General features: G+C 44.7%; 12 protein-coding genes. 11 read left to right on the forward strand and 1 reads right to left on the reverse strand.

Annotated features, from left to right (window positions below; genetic code table 11):
* Nucleotides 1–253: 253 nt before the first annotated feature.
* From ASG93_RS37355 to ASG93_RS37360, 6 genes are all read left to right on the forward strand, one after another.
* On the forward strand, nucleotides 254–535 hold the full coding sequence (locus ASG93_RS37355) for a heterocycloanthracin/sonorensin family bacteriocin (protein ID WP_082615211.1): 282 nt from the start codon (nucleotides 254–256) through the stop codon (nucleotides 533–535).
* 250 nt (nucleotides 536–785) lie between these two features.
* Complete coding sequence (locus ASG93_RS31575; protein ID WP_056838779.1) at nucleotides 786–2747, forward strand: putative thiazole-containing bacteriocin maturation protein; 1962 nt, start codon at nucleotides 786–788, stop codon at nucleotides 2745–2747.
* Between the two features lie 11 nt (nucleotides 2748–2758).
* Nucleotides 2759–4687: a TOMM precursor leader peptide-binding protein gene (locus ASG93_RS31580; RefSeq protein WP_414858904.1), complete on the forward strand. Its 1929-nt coding sequence runs from the start codon at nucleotides 2759–2761 to the stop codon at nucleotides 4685–4687.
* Between the two features lie 164 nt (nucleotides 4688–4851).
* The gene (locus tag ASG93_RS31585; RefSeq protein ID WP_056838782.1) at nucleotides 4852–6432 is read left to right on the forward strand and encodes a SagB family peptide dehydrogenase; all 1581 of its coding nucleotides are present in this window, start codon (nucleotides 4852–4854) and stop codon (nucleotides 6430–6432) included.
* Nucleotides 6433–6597: 165 nt separating this feature from the next.
* On the forward strand, nucleotides 6598–7239 hold the full coding sequence (locus ASG93_RS31590) for a MarC family protein (protein WP_056838784.1): 642 nt from the start codon (nucleotides 6598–6600) through the stop codon (nucleotides 7237–7239).
* A gap of 67 nt (nucleotides 7240–7306) precedes the next feature.
* Nucleotides 7307–7597 (forward strand): LPXTG cell wall anchor domain-containing protein, encoded by a 291-nt coding sequence (locus tag ASG93_RS37360; RefSeq protein ID WP_414858905.1) that lies wholly within the window; start codon nucleotides 7307–7309, stop codon nucleotides 7595–7597.
* A gap of 128 nt (nucleotides 7598–7725) precedes the next feature.
* Here the strand turns inward: ASG93_RS37360 and ASG93_RS31595 are convergent, their stop codons facing one another.
* Complete coding sequence (locus ASG93_RS31595; protein WP_056838786.1) at nucleotides 7726–8280, reverse strand: DUF3231 family protein; 555 nt, start codon at nucleotides 8278–8280, stop codon at nucleotides 7726–7728.
* A 287-nt stretch (nucleotides 8281–8567) separates the two neighbouring features.
* Between ASG93_RS31595 and ASG93_RS31600 the strand changes: the two genes are divergently transcribed.
* The 5 genes from ASG93_RS31600 (at nucleotide 8568) to ASG93_RS31620 (ending at nucleotide 13313) form a co-directional block, all read left to right on the forward strand.
* Nucleotides 8568–9881, forward strand: a complete 1314-nt coding sequence (locus tag ASG93_RS31600; RefSeq protein WP_056838789.1) for an ATP-binding protein — start codon at nucleotides 8568–8570, stop codon at nucleotides 9879–9881.
* Entirely contained in the window at nucleotides 9856–10749 is an 894-nt protein-coding gene (locus ASG93_RS31605) for a response regulator (protein ID WP_056838791.1), read from the forward strand. The genes ASG93_RS31600 and ASG93_RS31605 overlap by 26 nt, the downstream gene beginning before the upstream one ends.
* A gap of 290 nt (nucleotides 10750–11039) precedes the next feature.
* Nucleotides 11040–11840 carry a transporter substrate-binding domain-containing protein gene (locus ASG93_RS31610; protein ID WP_056838793.1) on the forward strand — a complete coding sequence of 267 codons (801 nt, stop codon included), beginning with the start codon at nucleotides 11040–11042 and terminating at the stop codon, nucleotides 11838–11840.
* 97 nt (nucleotides 11841–11937) lie between these two features.
* Nucleotides 11938–12594 (forward strand): amino acid ABC transporter permease, encoded by a 657-nt coding sequence (locus ASG93_RS31615; RefSeq protein ID WP_056838794.1) that lies wholly within the window; start codon nucleotides 11938–11940, stop codon nucleotides 12592–12594.
* A complete protein-coding gene (locus ASG93_RS31620; protein ID WP_056838796.1) occupies nucleotides 12591–13313 on the forward strand; it encodes an amino acid ABC transporter ATP-binding protein in 723 nt (240 codons plus the stop codon). Before ASG93_RS31615 ends, ASG93_RS31620 begins: the two co-directional genes overlap by 4 nt.
* Nucleotides 13314–13403: the final 90 nt, after the last annotated feature.

The raw sequence follows: 13403 nt of genomic DNA on the forward strand, positions 1-13403 counted from the left end.
AATCGTGCCGTAAGTAACCGTTTCAGCTGGTGAAGAGAAGCAGATTGCCAATAAAAAGTTTTTAGGATGAGCAATACAATATAGGCATTTAGATCAGTAACAAGAGCGGAGCTGAGTTCATATGTTGTCATGGGGTACTCGAATAAATTGGCGGATCTCGCAGGGGAATTTCCTAATTATCTTGTTTCTGTTCTTCTTACCAGTGACAGAGTATGCTGCCAGCACAACAATTTATTAATCGGAGGTTTGAAAAATGAATGATTTCAAAAATGATTTACAGAAGTTGAATGTTTCCGAGTTCAAGGCGAGCGAGGCGACACCTTGGAACGCTCAAAGCCAGCAAGATGCTCGATTGTGCGTCTTCAGTTGCGTCAACTTGAATTGTTTCAATTGCATTAATTGCTTCAGTTGCATCAACTTGAATTGTTTCAATTGTCACCAATGCCACAACTGTCATAACTGTCATAACTGTCACAATTGCCACAACTGCCACAACTGCCATAATTGTCACAACTGCCACCGTGGAGGACAATGAGGTGGTTTTTGTTGATAATGCAACGTTTATGCCCGTTGTTTCTAGCTTCCATACGGAAACAGTGACTACTTAATGAGAAGAGGAAAGCCCCTGCAGCAACATTGCCCAGGGGCTTTTTCATGCCTATTTTAGAAGGGGACTTCACTACATTAGCTGTAGGGGCTTTCCTTAAAGAATAAGACATGAGGGACAAATAGCTGTACATAAGATTATTTGTGAAGAGTTGGGGTAGATCGGGAGGAGGAATAGCATGACAAATTTGAACCCTTCGATGCGACTAAAGGTGAAAAGGGATACGTTTTTTCTCCCTAATCCAAACGGTAGTGTGTATTTTCGAAATAATATAAGCTCGTTCCGTATGGAAGGAGAAATGATCGATCAATGGATTGAAAAACTGATACCGATATTCAACGGGGAGCATAGTTTGGAGGATTTGACAGACGGATTGCCGGACCAACATCGGAACCAGGTAAATAGAATCGCAGAAATGTTGTATCACAATGGATTTGTAAGGGATGTGAGCCAAGATACTCCACATGAATTGCCGCAAAAGGCTCTCAAAAAGTATGCTTCTCAAATTGAATTTTTGGATAATTTCGGTAATTCCGGTGCGTATCGGTTTCAGTCTTATCGTCAGGCCAAAGTATTAGCGGTCGGCTCTGGTCCATTATTGATCTCGGCAGTTTCTGCGCTGCTTGCATCCGGATTGCCCAAGTTTCATGTGCTGGTGTCGGGCTCAGAGCCGACAGATCGGCAACGGATGTTAGAACTGGCGGCACATGCCCGTAAAACGGATCCCGAGGTTGCAATAGAGGAGGTTACCCTGCAGAAGGAGGGGGGTAGCAGATGGCGGGAGGCTGTAAGGCCGTTTGATTCGATTTTATTTGTGTCACGAGAGGGTGATATCGAGGAACTGCGGGTTCTTCATGCGGTTTGCAGGGAGGAGGAAAAGGTGTTTCTTCCCGCGGTAATTCTGCAACAGGTGGGTCTGGCGGGTCCGTTGGTGCATCCGGACATTGAAGGATGCTGGGAGTCAGCATGGCGCAGCATACATGAATCCGCGATTTGTAAAGACCCTCAGCTGCACACCTTTTCTTCTACAGCCGGAGCGATGTTAGCGAATGTGATTGTATTTGAATTATTTAAGAAGATTACGGGAGCGAACGATTCGAGGCAAAGTAATCAATTCTTCCTGCTTAATCTGGAAACTTTGGAAGGAAGATGGCATTGGTTCATGCCCCATCCGCTTGTGACCGGACGTACCGGGGCGGAATGGATTCACGATTTCGATCAGCAGCTCGAACGAAGATCAAGCAAAAGTGAAAACGGATTGCTTCCTTATTTCAGCCGGTTGACATCGGTGGAATCAGGGATTTTTCATATTTGGGAGGAGGGGGACTTAAAGCAGCTGCCTCTCTCTCAGTGTCGCGTTCAGGCAGTCGATCCGCTGTCTGATGGGCCGGCTAGGCTGCTGGAGGGCATTGTTTGTAACGAATTGACGCATGAGGGAGCTAGACGTGAAGCAGGGCTGTCCGGGATTGAAGCGTATGTGTCGCGAATGGCCGGACTGCTCGTTTCGACGTTTCCTTCTCATCAGGAATCAGAGGGCAGCAGGATAGAGCCGCAGGAATTTATCGGCGTCGGAGCGGGAGAAACGGTTGCGGAAGGTATTGGCCGAGCGCTGCAAAAGTGTTTGGCCGAGGTGCTGGGTAAGCAACTGGCGTATCAGTTACCCTCTGTCATTCGAGTACAGTTGTCTGCGTTAGAAGATAAACACTGCCAGTTTTATTTACAGGCTTTGACGACGATGGAGGGAGCACCAATGATTGGCATGGGGAAGGAAGTCTCCGGATTCCCCGTGATATGGGTCGGTACGAGTGATCGCTGGTATGGCGGTGTAGGCTTGAATGTAACCCTGGCGTTGCGGGATGCTTTGCAACAGGCTCTGTTAGAGGCACAAAACCAAACGGCTTGCTTCACATCACAAGTGTTGAAGGTTTCGTCCGTGCGTCTGTCAGAACAATTGCCGCTAAGTCTTAAGATCCCCTCATGTGAAGTGACGGCAAAATCGGAGGTTCTTCAGTCCGCCTTACAGGTCTTAGAACGGAACCGTAAGCGGCTCTTGGTGTTCGATCTGGCAGTAGAACCGTTTTTGAAAGAGGAAATGGCAGGGGTATTTGGCGTGTTGCTGCGAGAGGAGGGATCCCGGTGAGCGCTACCGTAATGATTGTGGGAGATGGGGTGTTGGCGGACTTCGTGTACGAAGAACTTTCAGCCCAGTTCGAGGTTGTACGTCAGATCGATTTCGAGGCAGGAGTATCGGAAGCGGTGACTTTAGCGCTGGTGCTGCACGATGCTTGGCATCCTGCTGTTCATCAAAAGGCGGAAAAGCTGCTGCAGCCAGCCGGCATCCCGTGGCTTCGTGGCTTCGTTTCATTCGGCGAGGGCGTGATCGGGCCTCTAGTTCGTCCGGGTAAACGAGGATGCTCTCAGTGTGCAGACACCCGGCGTCTTATGGCGGGACGCGAGCGCAGGGAGATGCGGGAGCTGCAGATGAGGCTGGCGGCGTACGCGAGAATGCCGAGTGATGCTTGGGCGTCGCGTACAGGGCTTTTACAGGTTGCTCACCTTCTGGTGGTTGAGGCACTGGGGATGTTACAAGGCAAACGGGTTCATTCGGAAGGGAATATGTTTCTGATCAACCTGAAATCGCTGGAGAGTACACTTCACTTCTTTCTCCCTGACCCGCTGTGTCCGGTTTGCAGCCGATTGCCTGACGATTCATCGACAGCAGCCCGCATTTCGCTGCAACCAAGTCCGAAGATCAGCTCAGACAGTTACCGCTCCCGCACGATGGATGATCTGAATAAAGTCCTGACCAAGGACTACCTGGATTACCGGACCGGCTTTTTGAATGGAAAAATGGTTGACCTCGATTCGCCATTTGCCGATGTGAGTGTAAATCTGCCGTTATTCAGTGAGGACGTCGGAACGGCAGGTCGGACTAATTCCTATGCGGTGAGCGAGTCCACCGCCATCTTGGAGGGATTGGAGCGGTACTGCGGTCTGGCCCCTCGAGGTAAACGGACGGTAGTCCATGGCAGCCTCCGCAATCTGGAAGATCAAGCGCTCGACCCAGTCAAATTAGGGATGCACACGAAAGAACAGTATGCTCAGCCGGGGTTTCCCTTCACAACGTTCGATCCCGACCTCCCAATCGATTGGGTATGGGGATATTCGTTTTTGCAGGAGCGTCCGATTCTGGTTCCAGAGCAGCTCGCCTATTACAGCATGGGCTGCGGGCAAGGATTCGTGTTCGAGTCTTCTAATGGATGCGCGTTAGGAGGGAGTTTGGAGGAGGCTATTTTTTACGGCATTTTGGAAGTGGTAGAGAGAGATTCGTTTCTGATTACTTGGTATGCGCAGCTGTCTCTTCCACGCCTTGACCCTTATTCCGCTAACGACAGAGAATTGCAATTGATGATCGATCGTTTGCGAGCCGTGGCGGGGTTTGATGTGCATTTCTTTAATTCGACGATGGAGCACGGGATTCCAAGTGTTTGGGGGATAGCGAAGAACAGGAAACAAACAGGAGTGAATCTCATCTGTGCGGCCGGAGCTCATCCTGATCCGGTACGGGCGATGAAAGGTGCGGTTCACGAGTTGGCCGGCATGGTACTGAATCTTGATAAGAAATTTGAAGCAAATCAGGAGGAATATGTTCGGATGTTTCACGATTCCTCCCTGGTGCAGCAGATGGAGGATCATTCACTGCTGTACGGTTTGCCGCAAGCGCAGGAGCGCCTGCAGTTTTTGCTGGATGAAAATCGACCATTGCGAAAGCTTGAAGAGGAATTCAAGCGGAAGGCAAGGCATGCTGATTTAACGGACGAACTGAAGGATATTCTTAAGGCATTCCGTCGATTGAATCTCGATGTGATCGTAGTGGATGTGACAGCGCCAGAAATTAGTCGAAATGGACTTCATTGCGTGAAAGTGCTGATCCCAGGAATGCTGCCGATGACATTCGGACATCACTTTACTCGCGTGGCCGGGTTGGAGCGGGTATTGAAGGTACCGATGGAACTCGGATATGCGAAGCAGCTGCTCCGGCTAGAGGATCTCAATCCATACCCGCATCCGTTTCCATAGGTTTTAACGATGGTATCAATTATTGAAACGTAGAGTAGTTCACACTCTTGTTCAAAATATAAGAATTTAGATGTTTCACATAATAAGTCGGCTATATTTCTAGATAAACGCTCCCGTCCTGTGAGGACGGCGTAGCCGTTTATTTTGTATCAGGAGGGAGAAGCATGAGTCTGGAGGCATTTCTGCACAATCTGCATTATGACATTGACAAGACCAAACCACCGGACTCGGTGGTGGATTGGGAAGACGGACCGCTTGCGTATAAGCTCTACCGCGGTTTGCCGGTGGTTCCGTTATCTCCGGAAGTGCCGCTGACGCTCGTAGGCGGTGAAGCGCCGGTGAAACCCGACCTTCGTCGAATGGGTCATTTTCTCTGGTACATCTTCGGTCTCACTCAATTGTCACAGTCCGTTCCTGCTCCGAATTCCATGGTACAAAACATCGGTCTGATGCAGTTGTACCGGCGGTTTGTTCCCTCTGGGGGAGCGTTATATCCGAATGAATTATACGTGTATCTGAAGCTAGAGGATTTGCCAGCTGGGGTCTATCATTATGATGTGGCGCACCACCGTTTGGTGTTGCTGCGCGAAGGCAACTTCGATTCCTATTTAGCTCGGGTTCTTGGCAATCGCTGTGACGTGTCGACTTGCTTTGGTGCTGTCTTTGTATCGACTATGTTTTGGAAAAACTTCTTTAAATACAATAACTTTTCCTACCGCCTGCAAGGACTGGATGCGGGTGCGTTGATCGGGCAGCTCTTGGAAGTGGCGAAACGGTTCGGCTTTGCGTCGGGCGTATATTTCCAGTTCCTTGATCGGGCGGTGAATCATCTTCTCGGATTATCGGAACAAGAGGAGAGTGTATATGCGGTGATTCCGCTGTCGGTGGAGCCTGCGCCCCCTTGCTTTGCCAATAGAAATGAGGGAGAGGGGGGAAGCACCGCCACCGAATTATGCCGGGAGTTGAGGGCGGTTCAGCATGATCACTACGTCCGGTCTCGGAGGGTCAAGGAGTATCCGATGCTAATCAAGATGAATGAAGCATCCCTATTGGAATCGTATCGGCCGCTGCGGCGAATTGGGGAAGAGAAGATCGTTTACTGCGAGGATCAAGTGGTGGTTCTGCCCCGCGTGAAGCGGTTATTGTATGATTTAGCGTCAGTAAGCCGAGAGCGCTTTTCGCCGGACGGTGATTTTGTTATGGGCAAGGTAAGCCAAGAGCAGCTGGCCTTGCTGCTGCAGGAGGCAACGGCCTCCTTCAGGTATCGTAATGATTTGGATGGAGTACAGGAGAACCCCGTTTCACGTGTCTCACTATATGGCTGCTTCTATAACGTTGATGGCATTCCGGACGGCGCATATCAGTATGACAGCGCTGCTCATACGCTACGGCGGGTACGTCATGGAAATCATCGGCTCAGGCTGCAGCAGGGAATGCCTTCCGACAACGTGAACCTCTTCCAAGTTCCGCTATGCTTTCATGTGGCAGGGGACAAGGATCATCTCACGGCCGCCCTGGGGCTTAGGGGATACCGCATTCAGCAGATGGAAGCGGGGATGCTGGTGCAGCGTTTACTGTTGGCGGCATCTGCACTCGGGATAGGGGGGCATCCGCTCCTCGGATTTGATGCCAAATTGTGTAATGAGATCTACAAGATGACTTCGCAAGGAGTAACCAGCCTGATCCAAATCCCGGTTGGACCTTATCGTCCTTGTCCCCGATTGGGAGGAGGATTGCACGGCTAGAACAGGCATGAGTGAAAGCTCTTATAAACCAAAAAAGGACCGTCAGGATGAACTTTCCTGACGGTTTTGCGCTTCTTTGGGTACGAAAACTTGGAGGATATATTGTACACTTTTCTTTGTGATATAATTATTCTAGTTGTTGAGCATATAAATAGGAGAGACTATATGGAACTGTACACATCATTTTTATTGCTGAGCCTAACTTCATTCTTCACACTCATTAATCCGCTTGCCATTATGCCAATCTTTATGTCGATGACGGCCGACCTTGAATCCCAGAAGAAAGTCCGTACTGCTCGTAAAGCAGTAGTTGTTTCATTTTTTACATTGCTCATTTTTTCAACAACTGGCGAATGGGTATTTCACTTCTTCAACATTTCAATTAACAGTTTAAAGATTGTCGGTGGGGTTATTTTCATTTTAATGGGACAGGACATGCTTCAGGCACGACTTGTTCGTACAAAGGTTGATAAAGCGGATGTCGATGCCTATGTAAATGATATTTCCATTACACCACTGGCTATTCCCATGATTTGTGGTCCTGGTGCAATTACGAATGGAATTGTTCTTATGGAATCTACGACAAATTTTATGGAAAAGATTGTATTAATCGTTGTAATTGCGTTTGTACTTATGCTTACATACATTGTCCTTGTTAACTCAGCTAAAATTTATCGATGGATTGGCCCAACAGGTAATAATGTGCTAATGCGTTTAATGGGTCTAATTGTTATGGTGATTGCCATTGAGTTTATGGTAAGTGGAATTACCCCGATTATCCGGCAAATTCTGAAAATTTCGCCCTAAAGTCACTGAAAAAATCATTCTCTTTTAAGTCATTGAAACGTAGAAAAGCCCTTTTGAAGAATAGGTCATTCCAAAGGCAGGGATCAGCATGTATTGGTTATTTTTAATAATAATATTGATAATCGTTCTAATTTTTTTGTTCCTGTTTGCACGCAAGACTAGAGATAAACTGGAGACAAGAAAAGTAATTCAATTATCACTTAAACAAAAAAAGAATTCGGTGAATAAACAAACGTGTAGTTTTTGTCGCAAAAAAGCAAAACGGCTTTATTTTTATTCATCAGAAAGCGGTCAGGTACTAGGCGTATGTGATCAATGTAAGCCACAAGCGGAGCGACGAGCTTTAATGAGAATATAATCAATTAAATTTAAAGAACGGGTCGGGAGAGCTTTTTCCTGGCCTGTTCGTTTTGTGTTGAATAAAGAAAATGACTGGACAAGTATAAACTTATCCAGCCATTTGTTGTATACCGACACCATTAAATTTTAAGTTGATGTTTTTGGGGAGCCAGGTGGAATGAAGAACGGCGGTAATTTAATCCACCCGCGTTTCATCATTAATTGTTTTAATTTCCCCCCCAACATCACTTTTTCAGCTTGGAATTGAAGAAATATTAAACCGAAATCGGTCCGGATCGATTCTGCATTGGCACCTGCGGCACGGAGAATCAAACTAACGATTTTAAAGGATAATTCGTTGGCAAGCACTTCATCCGTCATTTTAACACCAAGCGGAATACTGTTAGGATCTGATTGCGGCATATCTTCATGAGCAGGCGGTAAAGTTATTCCTTCCTCGAGCATGAAATCATAGAGACGTTCCCGTTGACTAAGGTTGAGTTCCAAATCTTCCTTGAGCACTGCTCTTAGATCTTCATCATTGGTGGTGTTTATACCCGCTTGAACAGTTACTTTGGCTACTTCAAGACCTGCTAAGTAAATCCAACAAGCCATCACCTCACCTACATGAAGAGGGTGGTGTTTTTCTTCATCTGTCAAAGACTTAATTGTAGTAATTGCTGCTTCCAAAATACCAACCATTTGGAGCCCTCCCGAAATTGTTATTTATTTGCATATTGTTTACTTGGTAGTCTTTTTTATTCATACTAAAAGTGCGCCGCTAATCGGAAGGAGAGACAGATGTGCAAACCATTATGATCGTTCGTTATGTCCTGTGATATGGAGTTCGCGTGCAAATAAACCGAAGCACAAATGACGGATAATTTTTTTTCCAAATGATGGGCCATGTATGTTACTATAAAGCATTAGAATTTAAGTTCATGGGTAGCGGATAAAATTTGACCCTTTAAGTAGGTGCGAATCGAAAGATGCAGAATTTAGTCAAAAACGAAAGCTTGCAAATGATCGTAATCGCTATAGCTACGGCCACCGGCGCACAATTCAAGATCAATCCCTTTAGCAACGACTATTTTCGCATTGGTCTTGGGGTTAGCATCTTTTTGTTTTTTTTATTGCTCATGCCGCATCTGCCCTATGTGAAAACAGGTATCCTAACGGGGATTCTTAGCATGATTGTTCAGGCTGGAGATTGGATCACTCACGTTCATTCCTATACGATCCTGGAGAGCTTGCAGAATAATGTGGCTGCCGGTTGTTATTATGTCGTATTTGCGTTCGGCATGAGTAGGCTTCGACAAAGATTGAAAGAACTTCACCCCCTCATCTTAGGTGGATATATCGCGTTAATTGACTTCGCTTCTAATGAAACGGAGTTATTGTTGCGTGGGGTATTCCTCGGTACGAATACCTTTTATTTTGGAGAATGGTTCCTTATAATGGTCATAGCTGTAGTACGCAGTTATTTTGTAATCGGCCTATACAACAGCATTGTGATTAGTCAGATGCGGTTTCTACACGCGGAGCAGGAAAAACGGATGGAGCAGATGCTGAACATCAATTCTGGTTTGTATGGGGAAGCCTTTTATTTGAAAAAAGCCATGGATACCATCGAGGGGATTACCGCGGATAGCTATGATCTCTACCGGAAATTAAATGAGGATAATCTCAAAGGCTATAGTCAGCGTACGTTAGGAATTGCCCAACAAATCCATGAAGTGAAAAAGGATTCCCAACGTATTTTGGCAGGTTTATTGAAATTATTCGATAGTGAAGTTGTTGTTCAAATGAGTCTTTCGGAGATCATGCACTTTGTCGTAAAGGGAAATCAAGAATATAGTGAAATGCTAAAGAAAAAGATTATCATTGAAAAAGAACTGACATTTAATCAGAACACGACGCACTATGTGCCGTTGTTGACGATCATAAATAATTTAGTTGCCAATGCGGTAGAAGCTATAGCGAAGAATGGAACGATACATATTCGGGTCTTTGAAAAAGAAAATGACGTTTATTTTATTATTATAGATTCTGGGAAAGGAATTCCTGATCATAAGAAGGAACTTATTTTCGAACCTGGTTATACAACCAAATACAATGAAGATGGGATTGCAGCAACCGGGATCGGTCTTTCTCATGTGCGCGATATTGTTCTTTCCTTCGGGGGAAGTATCACAGTAGAATCATTAGAGAATGCAAGCGGTACGGAGTTTGTTGTACGTCTCCCGTTAACAAGTCTAATTAAAGAGGGTAGAGTCGATGGCACTTTCCATTATGATCGTTGATGATGATGTCGTTTGTAGAAGTATGCTGCAAGATATTATTGATGAATGCGGCATTGGCGAGGTTATGGGGACGGCGGAAGGTGGTGTGGAGGGGGCTCGAATGATCCTGAAATCGAAACCGGATGTCGTGTTGATTGATTTATTGATGCCTGATCAGGACGGTATTGAGACAATCACGCAATTAAAAAACAGCGGATATGACGGAAAATTTATTATGATTTCACAAATTGAAAATAAGGACATGGTAGGGGAAGCTTATCAAAAAGGAATCGAGTTCTTTATTCATAAGCCGATTAATCGTGTGGAAGTAGAACACGTCTTGAGCAAAGTCAATGAGCAGTGGAAATATGAGCGGTATGTTTCGGAGATCAAGCAATCGTTAGCTAAATTAGATATCGCTGAACCAACCTCTCCCCGTAAAGAACGAAAAGTTCGTGATGTGGTGAAGACTATTCTAATGGATTTGGGAATCATCGGTGAGATTGGCAGTAAAGACATTATAGCTTTAATGGAGAATGCCATCGAACATAGAGAGGCAACGAGTTTCCCTCCTTTAAAAGAATTGTATGAGTCTGTCGCCCACACCTATAAACAAGGCCAGAAAGATATCGAGAAAGAAAGCAAGGCGATTGAACAACGTATTCGACGGACGATTATGGCTGCTTTAAATAATATGGCTTCCATTGGTTTAACCGATTATAGTAATCCTAAGTTCGAATATTATGCGCCGCTGTACTTTGATTTCCAGGATATTCGGATGAGGATGAAAGTCATGGACGAAGATCTGCAACCCGATAAAGGAAAAGTGAACATCAAGAAGTTTTTACAAGTATTTTATATGGAAACGCTAGAAAAATTAAATAATTGAGCAAGGAATTCATCCTCTCAAGTCTGGAGATAGTAAGGACTAGAGGTTTGGATTCCTTTTTTTTATTTTTGCTGTGATATATCATCACATGAAAAAGAGACCAATACAAAATGTAATCGGATACAAATTTTTCTAGTGGAATTATATATCAATCATGTAAACTTTATTTTCATGCCGTGTAATTATTTTTGTAGGATTCTGTATGTTGCTGTAGAGCAGGAAGTAATATGTAAATATAAAGTGATCCAATCAATCGATCTCAAATTTAATAGAAGAAAAGGGGTTCTTACATGAAAAAAGGTTTATCAGTAGTACTTGGAACGGTTATAGCTTTAACACTTAGTGCTTGTGGAAATGGTGCAACTACGGATAATAAGTCTACGCAGACTACACAACCAGCACAAACAGCTGCAGCAGTTAAGAAATACACGTTCGGTACAGATGCGACGTATCCCCCTTTCGAGTTTCAAAAAGATGGCAAGTACATTGGAATAGATATTGATTTAATCAACGCAATTGCCAAAGAAGAGGGATTTGAAGTTGAATTAAAACCAATGAATTTTAAAGGAATTATACCTGCTATTACAGCAAAACAATTGGATGGCGCTATAGCTGGTATCAGTATTACGGACGAACGTAAACAGGTTGTTAGCCTTTCGGATCCGTATTACAAAGCGGGACTTTCGCTTATCGTTCGGGAAGATAATACAACGATTAAAACACCTGAAGACTTAAAGGGAAAAGTTATTGCCATCAAAAAAGGAACATCAGGAGCTAAGCTTGCGGATGAATATGGCAAAAAATATGACGCGACAGTTAAGTATTTCGATGATAGTCCTGCCATGTATCAGGAAGTTGCAAACAAAAACGCTGATGTAACTTTGGAAGACTTTTCATACAAGATTGCAGTTGATCCTAATTCCAAGCTGAAAATCGTTGGGGATCGTTTGAACGGCGATAACTATGGCATCGCGGTCAGTAAAGATAATGAAGAATTGATGAAAAAAATCAATGATGGAATCAAGAAGCTGAAAGATAATGGAAAATATGATGAAATTATCAGCACTTATATGGGGAAATCCACTAAATAGATAATACAAGCGCTAACCTTTTGTCACCCAATGTTCGATGGGCCTCAGAAGGTTAGCGTCATTATGAATTCCATTAAAAAGGAAGGGTTGGGATCCGGTGACTTCCTCGTTGCAGGTTATTTTAGATGCATTACCCATGTTAATGAAAGGCGCTCTAATCACCTTTAAAATTGTTATCATCTCTTTGCCGATCGCTTTTCTTGTAGGTTTAATTACGGGTTTGATGAATGTTTCTTCCAGTAAACTTCTTCGGGTTATTGCATCTTCTTATGTTGATATCATTCGCGGAACACCGCTGTTAGTTCAGGTCTTCTTTGAGTATTTTGGTATACCCGCTTTCTTAGATATTCGGATACCGGCAGAAACCGCAGGTATTATTGCCATCAGTTTGAATGCTGGTGCGTATATAGCGGAGATTTTCCGTGGGGGTATTAACTCTATTAACAGAGGACAAATGGAAGCCGCGCGCTCATTGGGATTAAGTAAATGGTTGACAATGCGATTGGTCATTTTACCACAAGCCATTCGCCGGATGATACCTGCTTTCGTCAATCAATTCATTGTAAGTATTAAGGATACTTCCCTTTTGTCCGTCATCGGAATTAATGAGTTGACACAAAGCGGGGAGATTATTATCTCTGCCAACTATCGTGCTTTTGAGATATGGGGAGTCGTGGGTGTCATTTACTTTATTATCATCTATGCTTTATCCCGCTTAGCTCGCGTATTTGAGAGGAGGTATGCTTCCAAATGATCGTCGTACAAAACTTGAAAAAGAAATTCGGTACGAACGAAGTGCTGAAAGATATTTCGACTACGATCCAAGAGAAAGAAGTGGTTTGCGTGATTGGACCCTCTGGATCAGGAAAGAGTACATTCCTGCGTTGTCTGAATCTTCTTGAGGATGTGACGTCCGGAAAAGTTGTGATTGGCGATGTCGAAGTGACGTCACCTAACACGAATATCGATCATTTACGCCAAAACGTAGGCATGGTTTTTCAGCTCTTTAATTTATTTCCTCATCTGACCGTATTGGAAAATATCATGCTGGCCCCGAAGCACATTAAAAAGGCCGATAAACAGCAAAATGAACAAAAAGCAATGGAACTGCTGAAAAAAGTCGGCTTGGCTGGGAAGCGGGATGCGTACCCTGATCAGTTGTCTGGTGGACAACAGCAGCGCGTAGCTATTGCCCGTGCGCTGGCTATGAATCCGCGTGTGATGTTATTCGATGAACCAACTTCAGCTTTAGACCCCGAGATGGTCGGTGAGGTGTTGCAAGTCATGAAGGATTTGGCCCATGAAGGGATCACCATGATTGTCGTCACGCATGAAATGGGCTTCGCTCGCGAGGTGGCCGATCGTGTCATCTTCATGGATGGGGGATATATCGTAGAAGAAGGGACACCTTCCGTACTATTCGATTCCCCCAAACACGAACGTACCCAAGCATTTCTTAGCAAAATCCTATAGATGGATTTATAATGGTTATATAAAATCACCTCTAGCAGGTCGCTCATCGTTGAACGGCCTTGATAGAGGTTTTCTACATGTTGTTCTTAT

Source organism: Paenibacillus sp. Soil787 (assembly GCF_001429545.1).
GTDB lineage: Bacteria > Bacillota > Bacilli > Paenibacillales > NBRC-103111 > Paenibacillus_E.